Origin of the sequence: Shinella granuli (assembly GCF_004341885.1) — a bacterium.
Classification (GTDB): domain Bacteria; phylum Pseudomonadota; class Alphaproteobacteria; order Rhizobiales; family Rhizobiaceae; genus Shinella; species Shinella granuli.
Window position 1 is genome coordinate 164,727 of the sequence record NZ_SLVX01000006.1, and the last position, 22,214, is coordinate 186,940.

At 66.1% G+C, this 22,214-nt stretch carries 29 protein-coding genes; 17 read left to right on the forward strand and 12 right to left on the reverse strand.

Annotated features, from left to right (window positions below; genetic code table 11):
- Positions 1 to 101: 101 nt before the first annotated feature.
- Together EV665_RS12385 and EV665_RS12390 are read right to left on the reverse strand one after the other, a co-directional pair.
- A complete protein-coding gene (locus EV665_RS12385; RefSeq protein WP_133034344.1) occupies positions 102 to 440 on the reverse strand; it encodes a hypothetical protein in 339 nt (112 codons plus the stop codon).
- Positions 437 to 1,882, reverse strand: a complete 1,446-nt coding sequence (locus EV665_RS12390) for a hypothetical protein (RefSeq protein WP_162853045.1) — start codon at positions 1,880 to 1,882, stop codon at positions 437 to 439. The genes EV665_RS12385 and EV665_RS12390 overlap by 4 nt, the downstream gene beginning before the upstream one ends.
- Here EV665_RS12390 and EV665_RS32305 point away from each other — a divergent pair.
- From EV665_RS32305 to EV665_RS12420, 7 genes are all read left to right on the forward strand, one after another.
- Positions 1,847 to 2,383: a hypothetical protein gene (locus tag EV665_RS32305; RefSeq protein ID WP_162853040.1), complete on the forward strand. Its 537-nt coding sequence runs from the start codon at positions 1,847 to 1,849 to the stop codon at positions 2,381 to 2,383. The two genes, EV665_RS12390 and EV665_RS32305, sit on opposite strands and share 36 nt — an antisense overlap.
- Positions 2,384 to 2,633: 250 nt before the next feature.
- A complete protein-coding gene (locus EV665_RS12395; RefSeq protein ID WP_380685523.1) occupies positions 2,634 to 3,809 on the forward strand; it encodes a cell wall hydrolase in 1,176 nt (391 codons plus the stop codon).
- Between the two features lie 261 nt (positions 3,810 to 4,070).
- Complete coding sequence (locus EV665_RS12400; protein WP_064329230.1) at positions 4,071 to 4,466, forward strand: AtpZ/AtpI family protein; 396 nt, start codon at positions 4,071 to 4,073, stop codon at positions 4,464 to 4,466.
- Between the two features lie 61 nt (positions 4,467 to 4,527).
- Entirely contained in the window at positions 4,528 to 5,280 is a 753-nt protein-coding gene (locus tag EV665_RS12405) for a F0F1 ATP synthase subunit A (protein ID WP_064329231.1), read from the forward strand.
- Positions 5,281 to 5,346: 66 nt separating this feature from the next.
- Entirely contained in the window at positions 5,347 to 5,574 is a 228-nt protein-coding gene (locus EV665_RS12410) for a F0F1 ATP synthase subunit C (RefSeq protein ID WP_024270186.1), read from the forward strand.
- Between the two features lie 87 nt (positions 5,575 to 5,661).
- Positions 5,662 to 6,315 (forward strand): F0F1 ATP synthase subunit B, encoded by a 654-nt coding sequence (locus EV665_RS12415; RefSeq protein ID WP_133034347.1) that lies wholly within the window; start codon positions 5,662 to 5,664, stop codon positions 6,313 to 6,315.
- Between the two features lie 10 nt (positions 6,316 to 6,325).
- On the forward strand, positions 6,326 to 6,811 hold the full coding sequence (locus tag EV665_RS12420; protein ID WP_064329233.1) for a F0F1 ATP synthase subunit B: 486 nt from the start codon (positions 6,326 to 6,328) through the stop codon (positions 6,809 to 6,811).
- 78 nt (positions 6,812 to 6,889) lie between these two features.
- Here the strand turns inward: EV665_RS12420 and EV665_RS12425 are convergent, their stop codons facing one another.
- From EV665_RS12425 to EV665_RS12445, 5 genes are all read right to left on the reverse strand, one after another.
- Positions 6,890 to 7,513, reverse strand: a complete 624-nt coding sequence (locus tag EV665_RS12425; protein WP_064329234.1) for an ATP-dependent Clp protease proteolytic subunit — start codon at positions 7,511 to 7,513, stop codon at positions 6,890 to 6,892.
- 47 nt (positions 7,514 to 7,560) lie between these two features.
- Positions 7,561 to 7,914, reverse strand: a complete 354-nt coding sequence (locus EV665_RS12430; RefSeq protein WP_133034348.1) for an SRPBCC family protein — start codon at positions 7,912 to 7,914, stop codon at positions 7,561 to 7,563.
- The gene (locus EV665_RS12435) at positions 7,911 to 8,225 is read right to left on the reverse strand and encodes an ArsR/SmtB family transcription factor (RefSeq protein WP_064332416.1); all 315 of its coding nucleotides are present in this window, start codon (positions 8,223 to 8,225) and stop codon (positions 7,911 to 7,913) included. The genes EV665_RS12430 and EV665_RS12435 overlap by 4 nt, the downstream gene beginning before the upstream one ends.
- 78 nt (positions 8,226 to 8,303) lie before the next feature.
- A complete protein-coding gene (locus EV665_RS12440; protein WP_133034349.1) occupies positions 8,304 to 8,972 on the reverse strand; it encodes a ribonuclease HII in 669 nt (222 codons plus the stop codon).
- A 248-nt stretch (positions 8,973 to 9,220) separates the two neighbouring features.
- Positions 9,221 to 10,378, reverse strand: coding sequence for a PA0069 family radical SAM protein (locus EV665_RS12445; RefSeq protein ID WP_133034350.1), 1,158 nt, complete (start codon positions 10,376 to 10,378; stop codon positions 9,221 to 9,223).
- 171 nt (positions 10,379 to 10,549) lie between these two features.
- Here EV665_RS12445 and EV665_RS12450 point away from each other — a divergent pair, with 171 nt between their 5' ends.
- Positions 10,550 to 11,080: a glycosyltransferase family protein gene (locus EV665_RS12450; protein WP_133034351.1), complete on the forward strand. Its 531-nt coding sequence runs from the start codon at positions 10,550 to 10,552 to the stop codon at positions 11,078 to 11,080.
- Between the two features lie 107 nt (positions 11,081 to 11,187).
- Here the strand turns inward: EV665_RS12450 and moaB are convergent, their stop codons facing one another.
- The 4 genes from moaB to EV665_RS12470 all read right to left on the reverse strand — a co-directional run bounded on the left by moaB (position 11,188) and on the right by EV665_RS12470 (position 15,659).
- Positions 11,188 to 11,736, reverse strand: a complete 549-nt coding sequence (moaB, locus tag EV665_RS12455; protein ID WP_133034352.1) for a molybdenum cofactor biosynthesis protein B — start codon at positions 11,734 to 11,736, stop codon at positions 11,188 to 11,190.
- A complete protein-coding gene (locus tag EV665_RS12460) occupies positions 11,723 to 12,634 on the reverse strand; it encodes a 4-(cytidine 5'-diphospho)-2-C-methyl-D-erythritol kinase (RefSeq protein WP_133034353.1) in 912 nt (303 codons plus the stop codon). Before EV665_RS12460 ends, moaB begins: the two co-directional genes overlap by 14 nt.
- 6 nt (positions 12,635 to 12,640) lie before the next feature.
- Positions 12,641 to 14,479, reverse strand: coding sequence for a tetratricopeptide repeat protein (locus EV665_RS12465; protein ID WP_064329241.1), 1,839 nt, complete (start codon positions 14,477 to 14,479; stop codon positions 12,641 to 12,643).
- A 163-nt stretch (positions 14,480 to 14,642) separates the two neighbouring features.
- Positions 14,643 to 15,659, reverse strand: a complete 1,017-nt coding sequence (locus EV665_RS12470; protein WP_064332417.1) for a polyprenyl synthetase family protein — start codon at positions 15,657 to 15,659, stop codon at positions 14,643 to 14,645.
- A gap of 108 nt (positions 15,660 to 15,767) precedes the next feature.
- Between EV665_RS12470 and EV665_RS12475 the strand changes: the two genes are divergently transcribed.
- The 9 genes from EV665_RS12475 (at position 15,768) to EV665_RS12520 (ending at position 21,896) form a co-directional block, all read left to right on the forward strand.
- Positions 15,768 to 15,989 (forward strand): putative signal transducing protein, encoded by a 222-nt coding sequence (locus EV665_RS12475; protein ID WP_064329242.1) that lies wholly within the window; start codon positions 15,768 to 15,770, stop codon positions 15,987 to 15,989.
- A gap of 196 nt (positions 15,990 to 16,185) precedes the next feature.
- Complete coding sequence (locus EV665_RS12485; RefSeq protein ID WP_210234630.1) at positions 16,186 to 16,962, forward strand: tRNA1(Val) (adenine(37)-N6)-methyltransferase; 777 nt, start codon at positions 16,186 to 16,188, stop codon at positions 16,960 to 16,962.
- A gap of 49 nt (positions 16,963 to 17,011) precedes the next feature.
- Positions 17,012 to 17,275, forward strand: a complete 264-nt coding sequence (locus EV665_RS12490; RefSeq protein WP_064329244.1) for a CopG family ribbon-helix-helix protein — start codon at positions 17,012 to 17,014, stop codon at positions 17,273 to 17,275.
- On the forward strand, positions 17,275 to 17,595 hold the full coding sequence (locus EV665_RS12495) for a type II toxin-antitoxin system RelE/ParE family toxin (RefSeq protein WP_133034354.1): 321 nt from the start codon (positions 17,275 to 17,277) through the stop codon (positions 17,593 to 17,595). The genes EV665_RS12490 and EV665_RS12495 overlap by 1 nt, the downstream gene beginning before the upstream one ends.
- 82 nt (positions 17,596 to 17,677) lie before the next feature.
- Complete coding sequence (locus EV665_RS12500; RefSeq protein ID WP_064329245.1) at positions 17,678 to 18,553, forward strand: S49 family peptidase; 876 nt, start codon at positions 17,678 to 17,680, stop codon at positions 18,551 to 18,553.
- Between the two features lie 27 nt (positions 18,554 to 18,580).
- Positions 18,581 to 18,772, forward strand: a complete 192-nt coding sequence (locus tag EV665_RS12505; RefSeq protein ID WP_064329246.1) for a hypothetical protein — start codon at positions 18,581 to 18,583, stop codon at positions 18,770 to 18,772.
- Between the two features lie 266 nt (positions 18,773 to 19,038).
- A complete protein-coding gene (locus EV665_RS12510) occupies positions 19,039 to 20,109 on the forward strand; it encodes a dTDP-glucose 4,6-dehydratase (protein ID WP_133034355.1) in 1,071 nt (356 codons plus the stop codon).
- Positions 20,110 to 20,200: 91 nt separating this feature from the next.
- Complete coding sequence (locus tag EV665_RS12515) at positions 20,201 to 21,163, forward strand: glycine--tRNA ligase subunit alpha (protein ID WP_064329248.1); 963 nt, start codon at positions 20,201 to 20,203, stop codon at positions 21,161 to 21,163.
- Between the two features lie 28 nt (positions 21,164 to 21,191).
- A complete protein-coding gene (locus EV665_RS12520; protein ID WP_133034356.1) occupies positions 21,192 to 21,896 on the forward strand; it encodes an SDR family oxidoreductase in 705 nt (234 codons plus the stop codon).
- Positions 21,897 to 22,014: 118 nt separating this feature from the next.
- Here the strand turns inward: EV665_RS12520 and EV665_RS12525 are convergent, their stop codons facing one another.
- The gene (locus EV665_RS12525) at positions 22,015 to 22,212 is read right to left on the reverse strand and encodes a hypothetical protein (protein WP_133034435.1); all 198 of its coding nucleotides are present in this window, start codon (positions 22,210 to 22,212) and stop codon (positions 22,015 to 22,017) included.
- Positions 22,213 to 22,214 lie beyond the last annotated feature (2 nt).

The window sequence follows — 22,214 nt, forward strand, 5'->3', positions numbered from 1 at the left end:
GCGGCATCGCTTCGGCATCGGATCACGCGGAAAAGCGGAGCAATTGCAAAAGGCCCGTCCACGCGGGCCTTTTGTCGTTTCACGCTGCGGGGCGGACAGGGCTACCGGCGTGCGAACAGGAACGGGCCGACCTTCCCCGCGCTGAAGAGAAGTTCCGCCGGGCCCGAATTTCCTTCGCCCGCCTTGCATTTCCAGGCCGCGGCTCCGGCATGGCTGAGGGAGAGGATTTTCGCGACTTCCACGGCAGCGTTCGCCGTGGAGAACTGTTTGGGCACGCTCGTCCGCGTGACGCAATCATTCTCTTTTTCGTGAAATCCGACAGCGAAAAAATAGTACATGGAAGTCTTCAGCTTCATTCGGGAGCAGGAGCGGATCTCGACGACGCGTCCTGCCCGGCGGATTCCGGGTTGCGCCATGCCGATCGCGCTATCGGCTTTCATGCATTCGCAATTCTGGCCATGTTTGCAGGCGCGAGGTTTGCTCCCTGTTCGAACAGCAGGGTTTCCAGTTTCAAGGCCTGTTCGGGAAGCTGTTCGACGATGCCCTCCGCGGCGGCACGCAAGGCGGCCGGATGGGGAAATTCGCCCGGTGGCTGGAAGGTGTTGAGCTCCCCGAGAAAATCTCGGAAAAGGGCTCGGGAGACCGTGATGATCTCGCGCATCGCGTCGCCGAACTCGTTGGGTTGCGTCAGTATCCTGATCATGTGCTGATCCGACGCCGCGGTCACGGCCGATCCGTCCAGCGATGCATTCAGTCCTTCGATGAAAATCCTGCACTGGAAAAAGTCCTTCAGGATGAAGGCGTCCAGCGCCGGAGCATGGGCGGCCGCGACGGGGTCTGCGACGAGGATGCAGGGCCGCAGCCGGTCCCCAAGGCCGAGGCGCTCGACGAGGGCAAGCAGCGATTTCCCGGTGCCAACCATATCCACCAGCAGGCTGCGCGTGCCCAGATTGGACTGCAGATAGGCCTCATAGGCGTCCGAGCTCTCATGGCAGAGGGTTCGGGAAATCTTGATATAGGTGGAGAGCGGCATGCCGCATCGCGCGAAATGCGCGGATGCCAGCATTTCTTGCCAGAGATTGCAGTCTCTCGCTGCGGTCAGGATCCTGTCCGCGCGAAAACTGGCGGCGCAGTAGCGGATCCAGAACGAGCCGAGCAGCATGAGGGGAATGTTCACGGCCAACTGCGCATTCAGGGCATTGGCGATGGCCGGCGTGCGATGGAATGTCTGCAACCGCACCTGCCGGAGGGCATGTGCGTATTTTGGCAGCCCGACGCCATGGAGGATTTCCTCGGTTTTGCTCCATTTGGAGATCGTCACCAGTATCGGCTGGATGCCGAATTCGGACGGGCCGACGATATCGGCATGCACATTGTCGCCGAAGTGGCTGCGCAGCGCGTAGCGCTCGGTTATGGCGGGCCATATCTGCCGGTGATGCTTGCCGTAGTTGCTCAAATAGAGCTCGTTGTCGAGCCCGCACTTCTCCTTCAGCACCCGCTGGATGAAGGAGCGCGGCAGGTACATGTCCGAAATGATGATGTCGCCGGGATTGACATGGGCAATGACCTCCCGGATCGGGAACAGGGTGTCCCACTCCTCCTCCAGCTCCATCAGCATGAGGACCCGTGACTGCTTGGCTGTAAGGAATCCCTCCGCGACGAGCAGTTCGTAGATATCCTCCAGCCCGTAGGTCCGGCGGCCGAACATGGCCATCTCGACCGTATGCCGCCGGGCGGCGAAGTTCGCGATGTTGGATTTCGCCTCGACATTGCGGAAGACCGCCAGGGGATCGTAACAGCGCCGTGCGACCAGCGTGTCGAAGAGATCGAAGCTCTGGATGCGTGCGTGATAGTCCGAGCCGTTCTCTTCCAGGACGTGCACGACATCGGTCGCGGCATAATCCGCCGTCGGATTGTGGAAGAAGCCGGACAGCTCCGCCTTTCCGTCTTCGCAGGACCGCACCTTCAGGATGCAGGTCGCCTTGCCGTTGCCGTCGAGAATCCTGACGGTGCCTGCTTCCAGTTCCCAGGATTTCTCGTTGCCGTGCGAATAGCCGACGATGAACCCGTTCCGGTGGAAGACAAAGGATTCGCTGATCGTCGGGCCGGCCGGCTCGACCCGGAAGGTGAAGGTTCTGGACGTGAGCCATTCCGGAGTAACGTCGAAAGCATGCAGGGCTGGCGTGGAGAGCATAAGAAAATTCCCGTGATGGCCTTGCAAGAGACTACGGCGGAAAACTTGCGTCAGGCTGCCTGCTTCCCGGAAGGATTGCCTTCCATGCGCGGCTCGGGAATGCCGGTTTCAGCCGTCCCGGATGGATGCGGACAGGACTGCGGGGGGACCCGTGCCGCAGGGAACCGTTATTTCATGCTCCTCCATTAAGTCACCATTAACCACGACGCGTCTATGGTTAACGGAAACAGGGGTAGCGGTGAGGATTAAGCCTGCGCCAGGGCGTGCAACGCACGGGCAGCACGGTGGATGCTTCATTTTGCCCCGCAACGAGCCGCTTCGGGCCCGTGCTTCGGCGCGGCGGGGCTCCCATACAGTCAGTTTCGGGCAGGAGACACGCCATCGACAATGGCGGCGCGCCTGCGCATGCGTGCGGAGTAAAAAGTTGCGTAAGCGTAGCATTCGTCATGCCGGGGCCGGCCGCTTCCTCGCCTATCTGAAGCGGGAGTGGAAAATCCCCCTGGTCGTCGGCCTCGGCCTCGTCGCCACCTTTCCGACGCCCGCCGCCCATACGGACCTTGCCACCTATCTCGCCGGCCTCAACCGCAAGGGCGGCAACCAGACCATGGTGCTGACCCGCTCGCCCGCCGGTTCCATCCACGAGGTCGAGATCGCCTTCGCCGACGCCATGACGACCGGGGGCGTGGAAAGCGGCGCGGGCGTGGAGCTTCCGGGCGGCGTCACGGCGGCGCTGCGCAGCGAGCACAAGGGGAAGGGCGGTATCCCCGACGAGGACCGCGTCAACCGGCGCGACAAGAAGGGCCGCATCATCGCCGTCCTGCCGGTGACGCCGCCGAAGGGCTTTGCCGCCGGCTCGATCCTCGAGCGCACCAGTTTCCTGCTCTCGCCGGCCTTCGACACCGGCCAGCGCATGGCCTTTTCCAAGCCCGACATCAAGGGCAAGGAAATCGAGATCGCCACCGCCTTCTACAAGAAGAGGCCGGTGCACAAGGATCCCGGCGTCTCGCCGATGATCGCAAGCCTGGTCACCAACGACAATGCCGACGTGCTGGCGACCGCCTATGCCCGCGTCGAGCCGGATTATGCCCGGGAATCGCCTTTCGATTCGATCCTCAAGCCGAAGAAGGAACTCGGCCGCTTCGTGCCCGATATCTCGCCGGACGATCACGCCTGGGCGGCCACGCCGCTGCCGGCGGAGGTCTTCACCGCCAAGGAGCAGAAGTGCCTGGCCGAAGGCATCTATTTCGAGGCGCGCGGCGAGGAGCTGAAGGGCCAGGCCGCCGTCGCGCAGGTCATCCTCAACCGCGTGCGCAACCCCGCCTATCCGAAGACCATCTGCGGCGTCGTCTACCAGAACGAAAACTGGCGCAACCGCTGCCAGTTCTCCTTCGCCTGTGACCGCATCCCCGACCTGATCCTCTCGCCCTGGCACTGGAAGGCCGCCAAGGAGATCGCCATGGCGGTCACCGCCGGAAAGATCTGGTTCGACGACGTCGGCTCGTCCACGCACTACCACGCGACCTATGTGAACCCGCCCTGGGGCCGCACCATGAAGCGGGTGGCCAAGATCGGCAAGCACATCTTCTACCGTACCTATGGCGGCGGCTGGAGCTGACGGGCGGCGTGTGGTGAGTCCGCGCCACAGCCTTCGCGATTCCCGGGACGATCGGTCGCGCCCGATGCGCGATTCCGGCTAATTCATTGATTTTTCACAAAATATTTGGTGTTGCGCAAAGCTTCGCCATGCCTTGACTATGCTGGCACCTAAAACTATGTTGCGGCCGACTTCGAAAGGGGTCGGATATGGCTTGAATCCTAGCCTGCAATATGTCCGCAATGGGGCGAAAGCGCCGCGGAAGGGTATGAGGAGCACGCCATGGCCGACGATCAAAAGGAAAGTCTGGAAGACCGGCTGAAGCGCCTGGACGCGGAACTCGCGGAACGGCGCAAGGACGACGGGGCGGATAGGGCCGCAGAGGCACGGGCATCGGAGAGCCGCAAGGGCTACGCGGTGGCCATGAAGCTCTCGAGCGAGTTCGTCGCTGCCGTCATCGTCGGGGCGCTTCTGGGCTATCTTTTGGACCATTTTGCGGGTACAGGGCCGTGGGGGATGATCGTTCTCCTGCTCCTCGGCTTCTGCGCCGGCGTTCTGAACGTCATGCGCGCGGCCGGCATGGTGGCATCGCCCCATCCGGTCGACAGGCTGGCGGGGCGGGAGCCCGGCAAGGCCGGCAGCGGGCGGGACGAGACCAAACCGAAGGACGGCGCCTGACGGCGCGGTCCCATTCATGGGTGACTTCCGCCGCAAGGCGGGCAAGCGAGAGAGATAGACGGTGGCAAACGATCCGACCCATCAGTTCCTGGTCAACAAGATTGTTCCGATCGAAATCGGCGGCATCGATTTCTCGTTCACCAATGCCTCGCTCTTCATGGTCGCCACCGTCGCGGCCGCCGCGGGCTTTCTCTACTTCACGACCGGCCAGCGCGGCCTCGTTCCGAGCCGCATGCAGTCGGTCTCGGAAATGTCCTACGAGTTCATCGCCTCGATGCTCCGGGAAGGGGCGGGCAGCCATGGGATGAAGTTCTTCCCGCTGGTCTTCTCGCTCTTCATGTTCGTGCTGACGGCGAACCTGCTCGGCATGGTGCCCTATTTCTTCACGGTCACCAGCCAGATCATCGTCACCTTCGCTCTGGCCATCCTCGTCATCGGCACCGTGATCGTCTACGGTTTCTACAAGCACGGCTTCGGCTTCCTCAAGCTCTTCGTGCCGTCCGGCGTTCCCGGCGCGCTTCTGCCGCTGGTCGTCTCGATCGAGGTCATCTCGTTCCTCTCGCGTCCGATCAGCCTCTCGATCCGTCTTTTCGCCAACATGCTGGCGGGTCACATCACGCTGAAGGTCTTCGCCGGCTTCGTCACCTCGCTGAGCGCCCTCGGCGCTCTCGGTGTCGCCGGTGCGATCCTGCCCCTTCTCATGACCGTCGCCCTGACCGGTCTCGAATTCCTCGTGTCGTTCCTGCAGGCCTACGTCTTCGCAGTTCTGACATGCATGTACCTCAACGATGCCGTGCATCCGGGTGGTCACTAAGGAAACAGTCGTCGGCGCCCTCGGGCGTCGCTCATAAGCCGCAACAACCCATTCAAGGAGTTCAACATGGAAGCGGAAGCAGCAAAGTTCATCGGCGCAGGTCTTGCCACGTTCGGTCTCGCCGGCACGGCTCTCGGCCTCGGCAACATCTTCGGCAACTACCTGGCCGGCGCTCTGCGCAATCCGTCTGCTGCTGACAGCCAGTTCGGCCGTCTCGTATTCGGCTTCGCCGTTACGGAAGCTCTGGGCATCTTCTCGCTGCTCATCGCTCTCCTCCTCCTCTTCGCCGTCTGATATCGGCCGAGGACTGGACCATGGCCTCCGGGCCGTGGTCCATCGTACGTTCCGTACAAGATCTGAGAGTGCCCCCTGGAGGTGAGCATGTCCGTGACCCCGGCATCGGCCGAGTCCACCCCTTTCGAAATCGCCCAGGCGGAAACTCCTGCGACGTCGCATGAGACCCCTGCGGATACGCATGCGGCCCAGCCGGCAGGCGAAGTGCACACCGAAACGGGTGTTGCCCATGGCGACGAGCACGCCACCGGCGTTTTCCCGCCCTTCGATCAGACCACGTTCGCATCGCAGCTCCTGTGGCTGGCGATCACCTTCGGTCTGTTCTACCTTCTCATGTCGAAGGTCGTCATTCCGCGCATCGGCGGCATCCTCGAGACGCGCCATGACCGCATCGCACAGGACCTCGACGAGGCCTCCCGCCTGAAGGCGGAAGCCGACGCCGCGATTGCGTCCTACGAGCAGGACCTTGCCAGCGCCCGCGCCAAGGGCAATGCCATCGCCTCGACCGCCCGCGACGAAGCCAAGGCCAAGGCCGACGCCGAGCGCGCCAAGATCGAAGCCTCGCTGCAGGACAAGATCGCCGGTGCCGAGGCCCGCATCGCCGAGATCAAGGCCAAGGCCCTTGCCGATGTCGGCGCGATCGCCGAGGAAACCACGGCAGCCCTCGTCGAGCAGCTCATCGGCGCCAAGGCTACCAAGGCCGAGATCGCTTCCGCCGTGAAGACGGCCGCAGGCGAATAAGGAGGACACCATGGCATTCGACGCAACTTTCTATGCCTTTGTCGGCCTTCTCCTGTTCCTTGCCCTCATCGCCTACCTCAAGGTTCCCGGCATGATGGCAAAGGGTCTCGACGCCCGCGCGGAGAAGATCCAGAACGAGCTGGCGGAAGCCAAGCGCCTTCGCGAGGAGGCCCAGCACCTGCTCGCCGAATACCAGCGCAAGCGCAAGGATGCCGAGGCGGAAGCCGCCAGCATCGTCGCCGCCGCTGAACGCGAGGCGAGCGCCCTGACGGCCGAAGCCAAGCAGAAGACCGAGGAATACGTCACCCGCCGCACGGCGCTCTCCGAGCAGAAGATCCGCCAGGCCGAGGCCGACGCGATCAACGCCGTGCGCGCCGCCGCCGTCGACCTCGCCGTCGCCGCCGCCGAGAAGGTCATCGCCGCCAAGGCCGATGCCGCCACCGGCAAGGCACTGTTCGACAACGCCATCAGCGAAGTGAAGGCCCGCCTCAACTGAGGCTGCCCGCACGATCATCTGAAAAAGGCCGGAGCGATCCGGCCTTTTTTCGTTGTGTCCATGCCGTGACGACGTGTGTCATGTGCCGGCCCGATGCGCCTCGCCGATCTCGCGCTCGGTGAGAATGCGGTCGATCAGGCCCCATTCCAGCGCTTCCTCGGCCGTCATGAAGCGGTCACGATCCATGGCCTGCTCGAACTCCTCGTAGCTGCGCCCGCAATGGCGGGCATAGAGCCGCGTCATGCGCTGCTTGGTCTTCAGGATCTCCTCGGCGTGGATGAGCATGTCCGAGGCCTGGCCCTGGAAGCCGCCGGAGGGCTGGTGGACGAGGATGCTGGCATTGGGCAGGGCGGCCCGCATGCCGGGCGCCCCGGCCATCAGCAGGAACGAGCCCATCGAGCGGGCCGTGCCCATGCAGAGCGTGTGAACGGGCGCGCGGATGTAGCGCATCGTGTCGTACATGGCAAAGCCGCTGGTGACCATGCCGCCGGGCGAGTTGATGTAGAGCTGGATCGGTTTCTGCGGGCTCTCGGCCTCCAGGAACAGCAACTGCGCGCAGACGAGGGCGCTTACGGCGTCGTTCACCTCGCCGTTGAGGAAGATGATCCTCTCGCGCAGCAGGCGGGAATAGATGTCGAAGGAGCGTTCGCCCCGGCTGGATTGCTCGACGACCATAGGGACGAGTTGCATCGTTTCGCGCATGGGCGAACTCCTGTCTTCCGGATTGTTTGCGGGAGGGGTGGGTTAGGTCAGGCGGCGCGCATCAGCGTGCGCCCGTTGCCATTGTCGTTGATGGGCCGTGGCACGACGCGCGCATCCGCAAGGCCGTGGACGATCCGGAGCGTGGTGCCGCCCTGCCCGTTGGGACGGAGCTGAAACGCGACGAGGCTTTCGAGATGGGGCGGCTCATCGTCCCGCAGCCTGTAGCGGATTTCCTTGCCCGGCGTCGTCAGGACCGGCTCGGCGTCGGCGAGCGCGCCGCCCGGCAGCCATCTTTCGCGAAAGGCGGGAATGCTGATCGCCCGCCAGACCTTTTCGGTCGGTGCGTCGAGCTCGTATTCCAGCACGAGATCCGTCGCCTGCTCGGCCTGCCTGTCGCTCATTGGTCCATGTCCTTCAGCAAATCCTTCAGGGCGTCGATCCGTGCCGGCCAATAGGCCCGATATTTCGCGAGCCATCCGGCAATGCGCGCGAGCCCGTCCGGGTCGACCTCGTAATTGATGAACCGTCCCTGCCGCTCCTCGCGCACCAGCCGCGCCTGGCGCAACACCGCCAGATGCTGGGACATGGCGGGCTGGCTGATCTCCATGCCCTCGCGCAGCGCGCTGGCATTCATCGCGCCGTCCGCCAGCTTCTCGAAGATCGCGCGGCGCGTGGGATCGGCAAGCGCCTTGAATATCTCGTTCTCGATCATGAGAATGAGATAAGCATACACTTATCTGATTTGCAAGGACCCGGTCGCGCAGCCAGGAGGAAGCCCGTCCCGCCGGGCTCAGTCCTGCCGGAGCGGGCGGAAGCTCATGCGGTGCAGCCGGCAGGGGCCGATATCCGTGATGGCCCTGCGGTGCACTTCGGTGGCGTAGCCGGCATGGATGGCGAAGCCGTAGCCGGGATAGGTGTCCTCGGCGCGGGCCATCATGCGGTCGCGCATCACCTTGGCGACGATGGAGGCGGCGGCGATGGAGAGCGAGCGGGCATCGCCCTTGACGACGGCGCGGCCCTCGCAGGCAAGGCCGGGCGGCACGTCGCGGCCATCGGCCAGCACGAGCTTCGGCGCGACCTCCAGGCCCGCGACGGCGCGGCGCATGGCGTCGAGGCTCGCCTTGCGGATGTCGATGGCATCGATGCGGCGCGACGAGCTGGAGGCGACGGAGACGAAGGCCGACTGCAGGATCAGGGTGAACAGCGCCTCGCGCCTGGCGGCATTGAGCTGCTTGGAATCGTTGAGGCCGCCGGGGATGTTGTCCGGGTCGAGCACCACGGCGGCGGCGACGACGGGACCTGCCAGGGGGCCGCGGCCGGCCTCGTCTGTGCCGGCCACCGGCCAGATGCCGCGTTTCAGGGCAGCGGTTTCCATCTGGAAATCCGGCCCTTCGGGCAGGTCGAAAAGAAGGCGGGAATCGGAGGATGCGGTACGGGACATGCGGCGAACCTCGCACATCCATCCGATTCCCTGCAAGCCCTCCGGCAGGAGGCGGACGCCGGAGGAGCGCCGGTGTGCCCCGGGGAAAGGCAGACCGGAAGAAGAGGCCGGGCGCGGGCGCCCGGCGGGGTTTCGTTTTCGCAGCTCTCCTTTTCAGGCCGAACCGGATGGGCTGGGTTTCCCGGCGCCGTCAGTCCTTTCGGGAAAGCCGGGCCTGCTTTCCCCTGACGAATGCCGGCGGGGTAAGGAGCAAGGCCCCTTGCGCCTCACAGCAGCGAGAGCTGCACGCCGCTGCCCGAGGGCGGCACGAACTGGTCGCAGGCAAGGCTGCGGCGGGTGCGGGTCAGCTCCAGCCGCTTGGCCGTCATCTCGAAGCGGCGGGCGATCTGCCAGGCATAGGGACCGGCGCCCTTCATGCGCTTGCCGAACTCGGCGTCGTAATCCTTGCCGCCGCGCATGGAGCGCACCAGCGACATGACATGGCGGTAGCGGTCCGGGTAGTGGCGCAGCAGCCAGTCGCGGAAGAGGGGGCTCACCTCCAGCGGCAGGCGGAGCAGCACATAGCTCGCCTCCAGCGCGCCGGCGGCCTTGCCCGAATCGAGCACGCGCTCGATCTCGTGGTCGTTGAGGCCGGGAATGATCGGCGCCATCATGATGGCGACGGGAATGCCGGCCTGCGAGAGCGTGCGGATGGCCTCCAGCCGGCGCGGCGGGGTGGCGGCGCGCGGCTCCATGGTGCGGGCGAGCTTGCGGTCGAGCGTGGTGACGGAAAGCCCCACCCAGGCGAGGCCCCGCGCCGCCATGCGCGCGAGGATGTCGATGTCGCGCAGCACGAGCGCCGACTTGGTGACGATCGAGACCGGATGGTTGGCCGCGTCCAGCACCTCGAGGATCTGCCGCATGATGCGCCATTCCTTCTCGATCGGCTGATACGGATCGGTGTTGGTGCCGATCGCGATGGCGCGCGGCTTGTAGCCGGGCTTGGAAAGCTCGCGTTCCAGCAGCTTCGGCGCGTCCGGCTTGGCAAACAGCCGTGCCTCGAAATCGAGGCCGGCCGACAGGCCCATGAAGGCATGGGTCGGCCGGGCGAAGCAGTAGATGCAGCCGTGCTCGCAGCCGCGATAGGGATTGATCGAGCGGTCGAAGGGAATGTCGGGCGATTCGTTGCGCGTGATGATGGTGCGCGGCTTTTCCACCTGCACCTCGGTGCGGAAGGGCGGCAGTTCCTCCAGCGTCTGCCAGCCGTCGTCGACCGTCTCGCGCGTCACCGGCTCGAAGCGGCCGGTGAAGTTGAGGCCCGCGCCCCGGCCGCGCCGGCGCTCGCTGTCGACGCGCATGCCCGTCTCGGCCATCAGCGCTTCGGCAATGTCTTTCGCATGGCCGGGCGCAAGCGCGCCCTGCCTCAGGCTGGCCAGATCGTTCATGAGTGTCTCCGCCGGGGGCAGGCCCCGATTCAATGATTATATTCCTATCGCGCAAATGAGAACAATGCAAGAACAAATTTCGGGGCGCCGCTAACCATGCCGCCTAACCATGCGGGAAACTTCGCGGGTTCCCGCGGTGGCAATCGATGCTGCAATGCGGTATGGGAGGACATGCTGACCATCATCATGGAATGCCGGGACAATGAGGCCGAGCTTGCGCAGACATTGTCGGCGCTGGTTTCCGGCGCCGTCGAGGGCGTCGTGCGCGACGTGATCGTGCTCGACCACGGCTCGCGCGACGGCTCCTCCAAGGTGGCGGATGCCGCCGGCTGCCGCTTCCTGACGAGCTGGGACATGAAGGACGTGGTGCGTTCGGCCCGCGGCGACTGGCTGCTGCTGCTGGAGCCGGGCGCCCGGCCGCTGTCGGGCTGGGTGGATGCGGTCGTCGACCATGTGTCGGTCAACCGCAATCCCGCGCAGTTCCTCGGCTCGCGCAGCCATCGCCGGCCGTTCCTCCAGCGCCTTGCGCGCCGCCGCGCGCCGCTGGAACAGGGCTACCTCGTCAGCAAGCGCCAGGCCTCGGCCGCGGTGCGCACCGGCATGGCGCTCGCCGACATCGCCACGGGCGCCGGCGTGCGCCGGCTGGCCGTGGAGCTGGTTCCCGCCTGGGCCGTGAAGGCCATGCGGGCGGGGATCGATTGAGCCAGGGCAGGAAATTCATCGCGGAACAGGCCGGTGCGCCGGGCAGCGCGATTGCGAAATCGGCGCCGGCATCGATATAACGCCACGCCCCCCCGGAGGGGAGCGGGTCAGCCGGCCGTGCGCTTCAGGTGCTCGTCGAGCCGCGGCATGATTTCCACGAAGTTGCAGGGCATGTGGCGATAGTCGAGCTGCGCCTTCAGGATGCCGTCCCACGCGTCCTTGCAGGCGCCGGGCGACCCCGGCAGCGCGAAGATGAAGGTGGCGTTGAGAACGCCGCCGGTCGCGCGCGACTGGATCGTCGAAGTGCCGATCTTGTCGTAGGAGATGCGGTGGAAGACCTCGGAAAAGCCGTCCATGCGCTTTTCGAACAGCGGCTCCAGCGCCTCCGGCGTCACGTCGCGGCCGGTAAAGCCCGTGCCGCCCGTGGTGATGACCACGTCCACCGCATCGTCGCGCGTCCAGGCTTCCACCTTGGTGCGGATCGCGGCCACGTCGTCCGTCACGATGGCGCGGTCGGCAAGGCGGTGTCCGGCCTCCCTGATGCGCGCGACCAGCGTATCGCCGGACCGGTCGGTGTCGAGGGTGCGCGTGTCGGAGACGGTGAGCACGGCGATGCCGACCGGGATGAAGGGCCTCGTCTCGTCAATATGCGCCATCGTCGGCTCCCTTGCCTTGCGCTTCCAGCGTGCTCGTGGCGGTGAAAAACCAGTGCGGGTGCCGGCGCGAGAGCGCCGCCGCCGCGGTCTCGGCAGCCGCGTCCGTATCGTATAGCGCAAAGCAGGTCGCGCCGGAACCGGACATGCGCACCAGGCCGGCGCCGGTGGCCGCAAGGCTTTCGGAGATCGCGGCGATCTCGGGGCAGAGCCGGCGGGCAGGGGGCTCCAGGTCGTTGCGCAGGCGCGCAAGCGCTTCCGCCCAGCCGGCAGCGCCCGCAAGGGCGAGCGGCGGGTTGCGCCGGGAGGCAAGCGCCTGGAAGACGGCCGGCGTCGAAATGCCGACGAGCGGATTGGCCAGCACGATGGGAAGGGCCGGCAGGGCGACGGGGGTGATCGCCTCGCCGACGCCGCGCGCGCGCAGCGGGCGGCTGGCAAGGCACATCGGCACGTCGGCGCCGAGGCCGAGGGCAAGCGCATCCAGGCCGTCGGCGGGCAGCTCCGCTTTCCACAGCGAGATGAGGCCGCGCAGCGTCGCGGCGGCATCCGCCGAGCCGCCGCCGATGCCGGAGGCGATGGGCAGGTTCTTTTCGAGATGGATGTGCACGGGCGGGGCCGCCTGCCCGGTCGGGGCGAGCGCCGCGCGCAGCCGGTCGCGCGCGCGGGTGACGAGGTTGTCGGCCTCGGCCGAAAGCGCCCCGCAGAAGCGGCCGGACAGGGTGAAGCGGTCCTCGGCCGCCGGCGCAAGGCCGATGCGGTCGCCGAAGGCGGTGAAGGTCACGAGGCTGTCGAGGAGGTGATAGCCATCCTCGCGCCGGCCGGTGACGGCGAGCGCGAGGTTGATCTTGGCCGGGGCCGGCTCGACGACCACGAACCCCGACAGGGCGTCGGCGTCAGCCATGCGGCGTCAGGACTTGCGGTCGGCTGCCGTGCCCTCGGGCGAGGGGTTCTGCACCGGCTTTTCGTCCTTGGCTTCCGCGGAGGCCGGCTCGGTCTTCTGCAGTTCCGGCAGGCCGTTCTCGATCTTCAGCTTGATCTTCGGGATTTCCGCCTCTTCCGGCTTCAGGCCGAGCGCGCGGTTCCACTGGAAGGTGGCTTCCAGCTTGCGGCCGACGCGCCAGTAGGCATCGCCGAGATGGTCGTTGATCGTCGGGTCGCCCGCCTTCAGCTCCGCCGCCCGCTCCAGTTCCGCCACGGCGTCGGAGAAGCGGTTGAGGCGATAGTAGGCCCAGCCGAGCGAATCGACGATATAGCCGTCATCCGGCTTGATGCTGACGGCCCGGCGGATCATGTCCAGGCCCTCGTCGAGGTTCATGTTCATGTCCACCCAGGAATAGCCGAGGTAGTTCAGCACCTGCGGCTGCTCGGGGTTCAGCTCCAGCGCCTTGCGGAAGTTCGGCTCGGCCTTCTCCCATTCCTTCAGCCGCTCATAGGCGATGCCGCGCTGGAAGAAGATGCTCCAGTGGTTGCGTGTGGGCGCGAGGCCGATGGCGGCGACCGCGCGGTCGTAGAGACCGGCCATCTCCTTGTAGTCCTTGGCGTCCGACAGCACGCTGCCGAGCGCGAGATAGGAGCGCAGGTCCGCCGGATCGGCCTCGATCAGCTCCTGCAGATGCTTCTTCGCCTCGGGGACCTTGCCCGTATCGGCAAGGTTGAGGCCGAGCTGCAGCTCGGAAATACGCCGCATCGGCGACTTTTCCGGCACGGCGCGGTAATATTCGATCGCCCGCTCCGGCTTTTTCTGGTTCTCGGCCAGCCCGCCGAGCAGCACCAGCATGTCGTCGCTGTCCGGGTCGAGCGCGCGGGCCGCCTGCAGGTAGAGCGAGACGATGTCTTCCGCGCCGTCGCGGTTGAGCGCGCCGCCGATCGAGAAGAGCACGGCGGCGGCGCCCTGCGCGGCGGTGCGCACCTGCTGCTCCTGCTTCTCGCCGGCCTCGATGCTCTGGCGCAGCGCCTTCAGCGGCGCATAGCTGGTGATGAAGTTGTCGCCGACCGAGATGGCGTCGAGCGCCTTCTGCTTGTTGCCCTCATGGGCTTCGAGGCGGGCGAGCGCCATCACGGCGCGGATGAAGGTGTCGGGCGCGGCGCTCGCGCCGTTGCGGTCGAGGATCGCGTCGTTGAGGCGCGCGCGCGCCGTCGCCTTGTCGCCGGCCGCTGCGGCCAGCGCCCCGGCATGGTAGTTCTTGAAGATGGCGAGCCAGTCCGGCCCCTCCATGCCGCTAATCAGCTTCAGCGCTTCCTTCGGCTTGCCGTCGCCGAACTTGGCCCAGGCGAGCAGGAGGTCGTTCATCATGCGGTCGAGATCGTTCGGCCCCTTGTAGACGAGGATCTTCTCGGCGCTCTTGTATTCGCGCTTGCGGATCGCCTCCATGCCACGCACCACGGCGGTGATGCGCTCGACGGCGGGGTCGTTGCGCAGCGCGTCGGCAAGCTTCACGCCCTCCTCGAAATCGCCGTTCATCAGCTGCGTCACCATCAGGCGCTGCTTGACGTCCTTGTTGGTGGGATCGAACTGCAGGGCGATCTTGTAGAGCGCGACGGCGGTCTCGTATTCCTTGTCGTAATCGGCCGTGCGGGCGGCGAGGAAGGCGCCCGAGAAGGTGTTGACGCTCAACGGGTCGAACGGCCTTTCCTCGGCGGCGGCCGCAGGCTTTTCCTCCGCGTAAGCCGCCAGAGGGCCGGTGAGCGCGATGCTGGCCGCGATCGCCACGCCGGAGAGAAGCCGAAGGAGAAGGGAATGCCGCATCAAAATGCCTTTCGCCAGAAGCTGTGCCGAAGCCCACCATGGGGATTGCCGTGACAAATTCAGCCACGATCGTGCCCAAATCAATCACGGACTCATGACGGCAGAGAATGGCTTTTTTGGCGCGATGCGGCAAGAAAATCCTGCCGGACCGCGTATTCGCCGATCAGCTGACGCGGGCGATGGAGAAGTCGATGACTTCGAGCAGCGCGTTCTTCCAGGGCGAGGCCGGCAGGGGCGCGAGCGCGTCGCGGGCGATCATGCCGTAGTGCTGGGCGCGGGCGATGGTGTCCGTCAGCCCGCCATAGCGGGTGATGAGGCCGAAGGCGCGTTCGAGGTTCGCGTCGTCGCTCTTGCCGCCCTCGATCGCCTCGCGCCAGAAGGCGCGGTCTTCCGCCGTGCCGCGGCGCCAGGCGAGGATGACGGGCAGGGTGATCTTGCCCTCGCGGAAATCGTCGCCGGTGTTCTTGCCGAGATCGGCCGCCTTGCCGCCATAGTCGAGCGCGTCGTCGACGAGCTGGAAGGCGAGGCCGAGATTCATGCCGTAGGATTTCAGCGCGTTGCGCTCGGCCCGGCCGGTATTGGCGATGATGGGACCGACTTCCGAGGCGGCGGCGAAGAGCGCCGCCGTCTTGGCGCGGATGACCTGGAGATAGTCGTCCTCGGTCGTCTCCATGTTCTTGGCGACGGAGAGCTGCAGCACCTCGCCTTCGGCGATGACGGTGGCGGCGGTGGAGAGCACGTCGAGGGCTTCCAGCGAGCCGACCTCGACCATCATCTTGAAGGCCTGGCCGAGCAGGAAGTCGCCGACGAGCACGCTCGCCTGGTTGCCCCAGATCATGCGGGCGGTGGATTTGCCGCGGCGCATGTCGCTCTCGTCGACCACGTCGTCATGCAGCAGCGTCGCCGTGTGCATGAACTCGACGCTGGTGGCGAGCTTGACGTGCTGGTCGCCGTCATAGCCGAACATCGCGGCGGAGGCGAGCGTCAGCATGGGGCGCAGGCGCTTGCCGCCGGAGGAGATCAGGTGGTTGGCGACCTCCGGGATCATCGCGACGTCGGAGCCGGCTTTCGACAGGATGAGCTGGTTCACCCGCTCCATGTCGGCCTTTGTCAGATCGACGAGCGGCTTCACAGACGCCTGTTTGTTTTTGCCTTCTTCAAGCGGTATCACGACGCCCAAATGCCCGGACTCCTGTTCATTTTTGTTGAAAGACAATAGAAAGCGGGGCTTCCTGCGGCAAGAGGCGAATTGTCCCGCCTCGGGAATTATGGCTGGAAAACGACCGGAATGATCGAATTGATCCGCACCAACGACGCCGTCCTGCTCTCCTTCGCGGAAAGCCTGATGAAGGAGGCGGGAATCCACTGCCTGATCGCCGACCAGGCGATGAGCATCCTCGAAGGCTCCCTCGGCATGCTGCCCCGCCGCTTCCTGGTGGAGAGCGACCGGGCGGACGAGGCCCGGCGGATCCTCAAGGATGCGGGGCTCGAAGCGGAGCTGCGGGCGTGAGGGCCGTGGTTTTCACGGTGAAGGCTGCATTCGGAGCACCCCCCTCTGCCCTGCCGGGCATCTCCCCCTCAAGGGGGGAGATCGACTTGGGGCAAGGCCGTGCCACGATCCAATCTCCCCCCTTGAGGGGGAGATGCCCGGCAGGGCAGAGGGGGGATGGCCAAGCCCGGCCCCGCGCGCAGGGGACGACCTGCCCATGACCGTCACCGAAACCGTCGACGCCTTCCACTACGGCCGCTTCCATGTCGTCCAGCCGAAGGGCATCGGCCATCGTTCGGGCATGGACGCCATGCTGCTCGCCGCGCTGGTGGCGGGGAAGGGGCCGATGCGCGTCGCCGATCTCGGCGCGGGCGCGGGCGCTGCCGGCCTTGCCGTCGCCGCATGCAACGAAAGGGCCGAGGTGCTGCTCGTCGAGCGCTCGCCGCTGATGGCCGGTTTCGCCCGCAAGTCGGTGGCGCTTCCGGAAAACGCCGCCTTTTCGGCCCGCGTCGGCGTGCTGGAGGCCGATGTCGGGCTCGCGGGCACGGCGCGTGTCGCGGCGGGCCTTGCCGACGAGGTCTTCGACCATGTCATCATGAACCCGCCCTTCAACGACCGCATCGGCAGCCGCACGCCCGACGCGCTGAAGGCCGAGGCCCATGCCATGGAGCATGACCTCTTCGAACGCTGGATCCGGACGGCGGGCGCGATCCTGAAGCCAGGCGGCCAGCTCTCCCTCATCGCCCGGCCGGAATCGATCGCCGAGATCGTCGCCGCCTGCGGCCGCCGCTTCGGCGGCATCGAGATCACGGCCCTCCATCCCCGCCCCGGCGAACCGGCCCTGCGCATCCTCGTCACCGCCATCAAGGGCTCGCGCGCCAGACTGGCGCTGCGCATGCCGCTCGTCATGCACGAACCCGGCCGGCACGCCTTCACCCCCTTCGTCGACGACCTCAACAACGGCCGGGCAAGCTATCCGCGCCTGTCGCGTTGACAATTTCGGGGAGATCGAAGAACCTGTATTACAAAAGGCAGATTTTTCCATGGAAAATCAGAGGAATCTTTCCGATCCCATCACACTGAGACTGCCAAGCGAGTTGCTTGCCGAAATTGAGGCGGTCGCGCGCAGTTGCGGGCGTTCGCGCAGCTGGGTGATGGTGCGGGCGATGAAGGCCTATCTTGCCGCCGAGGGGCAGGAGATCCTTGAACTTGACAGGGCGAGGCGGGCGGCAGCTACGGATGGCGCCACGGCGCTGGACGACCTCATCGCCGAAATGGACGACAACCTGCCGGGCAACGCCGCCTGATGCGCAAGGTGCTCTTCGCGCCGCCGGCAAGGCTCTTTGTCGAACAGGAAATCCGGTATCTGCGTGATCGCAACCCCGCCGCGGCGGCCGCGTTCCGGGCAAGCATGGCACGGATTGGCAAGCAGCTCGCGCGCTTTCCATATTCGGGCTTCCTGCGCCAGGACATTCCCGTAAGCGGCATCTACCGCATCGTGCTCGGCGATTATCGCATCGACTACGAGCTTTCGGACGATGCCGTCCTCGTCCTTCTCGTTCGTCATGGGCGACAGGCCGAGCCCGGCTTGCCGGTTGATGACGATGCGGACTACGAGGCGCCCTAGGCGATTTCTGCTGCCAAATCTTGCGTTTTCGCCCGTCATGCATACATCAGCCGGGCAAACGAACAGGAAACAGGATCGCGCGATGGCCGGATTTTTGAAGACGCTGGTGCCGAAGAGGTTCCGCAAGGAGGGGGTCGCGATCCCGGTCGTCCGGCTGCAGGGGGCGATCATGGCGTCCGGCAGCCAGTTCCGGCCGGCGCTCAATCTCGCCACCGCCGCGCCCGCGCTGGAAAAGGCCTTCGCCTACAAGCAGGCGCCGGCCGTCGCGATCTCCATCAATTCGCCGGGCGGCTCGCCGGTGCAGTCGCGGCTGATCTTCCAGCGCATCCGCGCGCTCGCGGCGGAAAGGAACAAGCGCGTTCTGGTCTTCGTCGAGGACGTGGCGGCGTCCGGCGGCTATATGATCGCGCTCGCCGGCGACGAGATCTTTGCCGACCCGACCTCGATCGTCGGCTCGATCGGCGTCGTCTCGGGCGGCTTCGGCTTTCCGGAAATGCTCAAGAAGATCGGCGTCGAGCGGCGCGTCTACACGGCCGGCACGAACAAGGCGATCCTCGATCCGTTCCAGCCCGAGCGCGAGAACGAGATCGAATATCTCAAATCCCTCCAGCTCGAGATCCACCAGGTCTTCATCGACATGGTGAAGGAGCGCCGCGGCGCAAGACTGGCCGACGACCCCGATCTCTTCTCCGGCCTGTTCTGGACCGGCGGGCGCGGCCTGGCGCTCGGCCTCGTCGATGGCCTTGCCGACATGCGCTCGGAGCTGAAGAAGCGCTATGGCGAGAAGACGCGGCTCGAGCTGGTCTCCGCGCCGAAGGGGCTGTTTGGTCGCAAGGCGCCGGGCATCGGGGGGCTTTCCGGCGACATGGCGGAGCGTATAGGCTCTGCGGGCGTGGCCGCCGTGGCGGGCCTCGCGGAAGAAAAGGCGCTGTGGGGCCGTTTCGGCCTTTCCGGATAAGGCGCATGTGAAACAAGGGGAGGGGCGATGGCCCAGATCATCTTTCTGCTGCTGGTCGTCGGCCTTGCCTGGTTCGGCTATCGCAAGTTCGTGGCCGATGCCGAGCGCCTGAGCAAATTGCGCAAGCGTTCCGAAGAGGAACGTCGCACCGGCGCCACCGGCACGCTCGTCAAGGATCCGGAAACCGGCGAATACCGCCTGCGCCGCGACGACGAGTAGGGCGATTCCGGCAAAAGTGCGCAGCGGTTACGTCCGCGATTGGCGGGAGCGCCGGAAAACCGGCCGCCTTGGCGTGGCTGTGTGTCATCGCGGGATCGCAGGAAGGGGCTTGCCGTGCGGTCCCGGCACATTAACCACGCTCCGTAAGGTTAACGCGGGATTTAAGCTTTCGCAGCCGCCGGCCGGCGTTGCCCCCGCGCGCAGGAAGGCCGATCTAGCGGTCAGGGTCGCCATGGCGGCGTCCCGGCAGTGAACGGAGAATAGCCATGGCCTCGCTCGACCTCGACTGGATTCGCACCATCGTCGTGACGGGTGGTGCCGGCTTCGTCGGCTCGCATATCGTCGACGATCTCCTTGCCCATTGCCCGAACGCGCGCATCCGTGTGCTCGATGCCTTCACCTATGCCGCCGACATGTCGCATCTCGACGCCGCCTTCCGCACCGGCCGCGTGACGTTGCAGGAAGGCGATGTCGGCAATCTCGACCTCGTCACGGAAATGCTGAAGGATGCGGACCTCGTCGTGCATGCGGCGGGCGAAAGCCATGTCGAGCGTGCCTTCTCGGTGCCGGAGCGCTTCACGCTGGCCAATGCGCTGGGCACGCAGGTGCTGGTCGAGGCGATGGGCCGCCGCCGCGTGCCGCTGATGATCCATGTCAGCTCCGCCGAGGTCTATGGCACCGGCAATGGCCAGCCGGTGGGCGAGCTTGCGCCGCTCCTGCCCGACAATCCCTATGGCGCCTCCAAGGCGGCCGCCGAAATGCTGATCGCCGGCCTGCGCCGCTCCTTCGATCTCGATATCCGCGTGCTGCGCCCGGTCAACATCGTCGGCACGCGCCAGAACACCGAAAAGCTCCTGTCGCGCTTCCTCGAGCTTGCCGCCGTCGGTCGGCCGCTGCCGGTGCATGGCGACGGCTTGCAGACGCGCGGCTTCGTCACCATGGCGGATTTCTGTTCGGCGCTGCGCGCGGTAGTGGCGCGCGGGGCGAAGAACGCCACCTACAATGTCGCCGGCGACGATTTCCTCGATATCCTTTCCGTCGCGCGTCTGGTGCTCGATGCCGTGCAGGATCCGGTCTCCGGCGTCAGCTTCATCGCCGGCAGGCCGGACAATGCCGGCCGCCCGCCGCTCGACACGCGGGCGCTGAACGCGCTCGGCTGGCAGGCGAAGGGCACGCTGCGCCGCGAGCTTCCCATGCTCGCCGCCTGGTACGGCGCGCGCATACCGGCGGGCCTGCGCCGCCAGGTGCGGCAGGTACCGAACCTTGCCCCGCAGCGCGTGCAGGCCGTCACCCAGGCCGCCGGCTCCGGGCTTTTCCGCTCGCTCGAACGGCATTGATGCATGCGGGGAGAGGGGCCGAAACCCTTGACCCCCAGGGCGCATCGTGGCACCAGTCCGGCACCTTTCCAAGAATGCCCGGACGAAACCGATGACCTCTGCCGCCCTGCCTGACCACATGAACCCGACACGCTCCTTCCAGGGGCTGATCCTGACGCTGCACAATTACTGGGCGGACAAGGGCTGCGCGGTGCTCCAGCCCTATGACATGGAAGTCGGCGCCGGCACCTTCCACCCGGCGACGACGCTGCGCGCGCTCGGCCCCCGCCCGTGGCGCGCCGCCTATGTGCAGCCCTCGCGCCGCCCGTCCGACGGCCGCTACGGCGAGAACCCGAACCGCCTGCAGCACTATTACCAGTACCAGGTCATCCTGAAGCCGAACCCGTCGAACCTGCAGGAGCTCTATCTCGGCTCGCTCGCCGCCATCGGCCTCGATCCGCTGCTGCATGACGTGCGCTTCGTCGAGGACGACTGGGAAAGCCCGACGCTCGGCGCCTGGGGCCTCGGCTGGGAATGCTGGTGCGACGGCATGGAGGTCTCGCAGTTCACCTATTTCCAGCAGGTCTGCGGCATCGAATGCGCGCCCGTCGCCGGCGAATTGACCTACGGCCTCGAACGCCTCGCCATGTATGTGCAGGGCGTCGACAATGTCTACGACCTCAATTTCAACGGCCGCGAGGGCGATGAGAAGATCACCTATGGCGACGTCTTCCTGCAGGCAGAGCAGGAATATTCCCGCCACAATTTCGAATTCGCCGACACCGCCATGCTGCACCGCCACTTCATCGATGCGGAGAAGGAATGCCAGGCGCTGCTCGCCGCCGGAGCGCCGGGCGATGCGGAAAACCAGCGCCTGCACAAATGCGTGCTGCCGGCCTACGACCAGTGCATCAAGGCGAGCCACGTCTTCAACCTGCTCGATGCACGCGGCGTGATCTCCGTCACCGAGCGCCAGAGCTACATCCTGCGCGTGCGCACGCTGGCGAAAGCCTGCGGTGAGGCCTTCCTCCTGACGGATGCCGGCGGCGTGAACTGGACGAAGGACGCGGCCTGAGCCGCAACCGTTTCCAAGGGAGAGGAACATGGCGACAGAAAAAGTAGCGATCATCACGGCCGGCGGCAGCGGCATGGGCGCGGCGGCGGCAAGACGGCTGGCGGCGGACGGCTTCAGGATCGCCGTGCTCTCCTCCTCCGGCAAGGGCGAGGCGCTGGCGGCCGAAACCGGCGGCTTCGGCGTCACCGGCTCCAACCAGTCGAACGACGACTTGCAGCGCCTCGTCGACGGCGCGCTGGAACGCTGGGGCCGCGTGGACGTCCTCGTCAACAGCGCCGGCCATGGCCCCCGCAAGCCGATCCTCGACCTCACCGACGAGGACTGGCACGCGGGCATCGACGTCTATTTCCTCAATGCCGTGCGCCCGACGCGCCTCGTCACCCCGGTCATGCAGAAGCAGAAATCCGGCGTGATCATCAACATCTCGACCGCCTGGGCCTTCGAGCCGAGCTCCATGTTCCCGACCTCGGCCGTCGCCCGCGCGGGCCTCGCCTCGTTCACGAAGATCTTCGCGGACACCTACGCGGCCGACAACATCCGCATGAACAACGTGCTGCCCGGCTGGATCGACAGCCTGCCGGCGACCGAGGAACGGCGCGACGGCGTGCCCATGAAGCGCTACGGCACGAGCGAGGAGATCGCCGCGACGGTGGCCTTCCTCGCCTCCGACGGTGCCGCCTACATCACTGGCCAGAACATCCGCGTCGACGGCGGCATCACGCGCTCGATCTGAGGCAGATTCCGCGCCGCGAACCGATGATGTTTGAGGAAAACGGTGCGACATATCCCTTCGCCCCGCTTGCGGGGAGAAGGTGGCCGGCAGGCGGGATGAGGGGCCGAGCGTCTTTCGTTCAGGCGAGGGCCGAAACCTTCACGCCGAGTTCCCAGACGGGCTTCAGCGTCGGCATCGCGCCGGTGGGAAGCTGGCCGGCATAGGTCTGGAGCGCCCGGCGCACACCCTTCGGACGGTCGACCGCGGCGCCCATCGTGTAGGCGAGGAAGAGGGCGGTGAAACCGAGAACGTTGATGGTGAGGACGAGGGCTTTCATGA

Bases quoted from the DNA above. Each gene is read 5' to 3' on its own strand.
- EV665_RS12385 (WP_133034344.1), bottom strand. From the start codon at position 440: ATGAAAGCCGATAGCGCGATCGGCATGGCGCAACCCGGAATCCGCCGG.
- EV665_RS12400 (WP_064329230.1), top strand. From the start codon at position 4,071: ATGGCCGACGATCAAAAGGAAAGTCTGGAAGACCGGCTGAAGCGCCTG.
- EV665_RS12410 (WP_024270186.1), top strand. From the start codon at position 5,347: ATGGAAGCGGAAGCAGCAAAGTTCATCGGCGCAGGTCTTGCCACGTTC.
- EV665_RS12415 (WP_133034347.1), top strand. From the start codon at position 5,662: ATGTCCGTGACCCCGGCATCGGCCGAGTCCACCCCTTTCGAAATCGCC.
- EV665_RS12420 (WP_064329233.1), top strand. From the start codon at position 6,326: ATGGCATTCGACGCAACTTTCTATGCCTTTGTCGGCCTTCTCCTGTTC.
- EV665_RS12425 (WP_064329234.1), bottom strand. From the start codon at position 7,513: ATGCGCGAAACGATGCAACTCGTCCCTATGGTCGTCGAGCAATCCAGC.
- EV665_RS12430 (WP_133034348.1), bottom strand. From the start codon at position 7,914: ATGAGCGACAGGCAGGCCGAGCAGGCGACGGATCTCGTGCTGGAATAC.
- EV665_RS12435 (WP_064332416.1), bottom strand. From the start codon at position 8,225: ATGATCGAGAACGAGATATTCAAGGCGCTTGCCGATCCCACGCGCCGC.
- EV665_RS12440 (WP_133034349.1), bottom strand. From the start codon at position 8,972: ATGTGCGAGGTTCGCCGCATGTCCCGTACCGCATCCTCCGATTCCCGC.
- EV665_RS12445 (WP_133034350.1), bottom strand. From the start codon at position 10,378: ATGAACGATCTGGCCAGCCTGAGGCAGGGCGCGCTTGCGCCCGGCCAT.
- EV665_RS12450 (WP_133034351.1), top strand. From the start codon at position 10,550: ATGCTGACCATCATCATGGAATGCCGGGACAATGAGGCCGAGCTTGCG.
- moaB (WP_133034352.1), bottom strand. From the start codon at position 11,736: ATGGCGCATATTGACGAGACGAGGCCCTTCATCCCGGTCGGCATCGCC.
- EV665_RS12460 (WP_133034353.1), bottom strand. From the start codon at position 12,634: ATGGCTGACGCCGACGCCCTGTCGGGGTTCGTGGTCGTCGAGCCGGCC.
- EV665_RS12465 (WP_064329241.1), bottom strand. From the start codon at position 14,479: ATGCGGCATTCCCTTCTCCTTCGGCTTCTCTCCGGCGTGGCGATCGCG.
- EV665_RS12475 (WP_064329242.1), top strand. From the start codon at position 15,768: ATGATCGAATTGATCCGCACCAACGACGCCGTCCTGCTCTCCTTCGCG.
- EV665_RS12485 (WP_210234630.1), top strand. From the start codon at position 16,186: ATGACCGTCACCGAAACCGTCGACGCCTTCCACTACGGCCGCTTCCAT.
- EV665_RS12490 (WP_064329244.1), top strand. From the start codon at position 17,012: ATGGAAAATCAGAGGAATCTTTCCGATCCCATCACACTGAGACTGCCA.
- EV665_RS12495 (WP_133034354.1), top strand. From the start codon at position 17,275: ATGCGCAAGGTGCTCTTCGCGCCGCCGGCAAGGCTCTTTGTCGAACAG.
- EV665_RS12500 (WP_064329245.1), top strand. From the start codon at position 17,678: ATGGCCGGATTTTTGAAGACGCTGGTGCCGAAGAGGTTCCGCAAGGAG.
- EV665_RS12505 (WP_064329246.1), top strand. From the start codon at position 18,581: ATGGCCCAGATCATCTTTCTGCTGCTGGTCGTCGGCCTTGCCTGGTTC.
- EV665_RS12510 (WP_133034355.1), top strand. From the start codon at position 19,039: ATGGCCTCGCTCGACCTCGACTGGATTCGCACCATCGTCGTGACGGGT.
- EV665_RS12515 (WP_064329248.1), top strand. From the start codon at position 20,201: ATGACCTCTGCCGCCCTGCCTGACCACATGAACCCGACACGCTCCTTC.
- EV665_RS12520 (WP_133034356.1), top strand. From the start codon at position 21,192: ATGGCGACAGAAAAAGTAGCGATCATCACGGCCGGCGGCAGCGGCATG.
- EV665_RS12525 (WP_133034435.1), bottom strand. From the start codon at position 22,212: ATGAAAGCCCTCGTCCTCACCATCAACGTTCTCGGTTTCACCGCCCTC.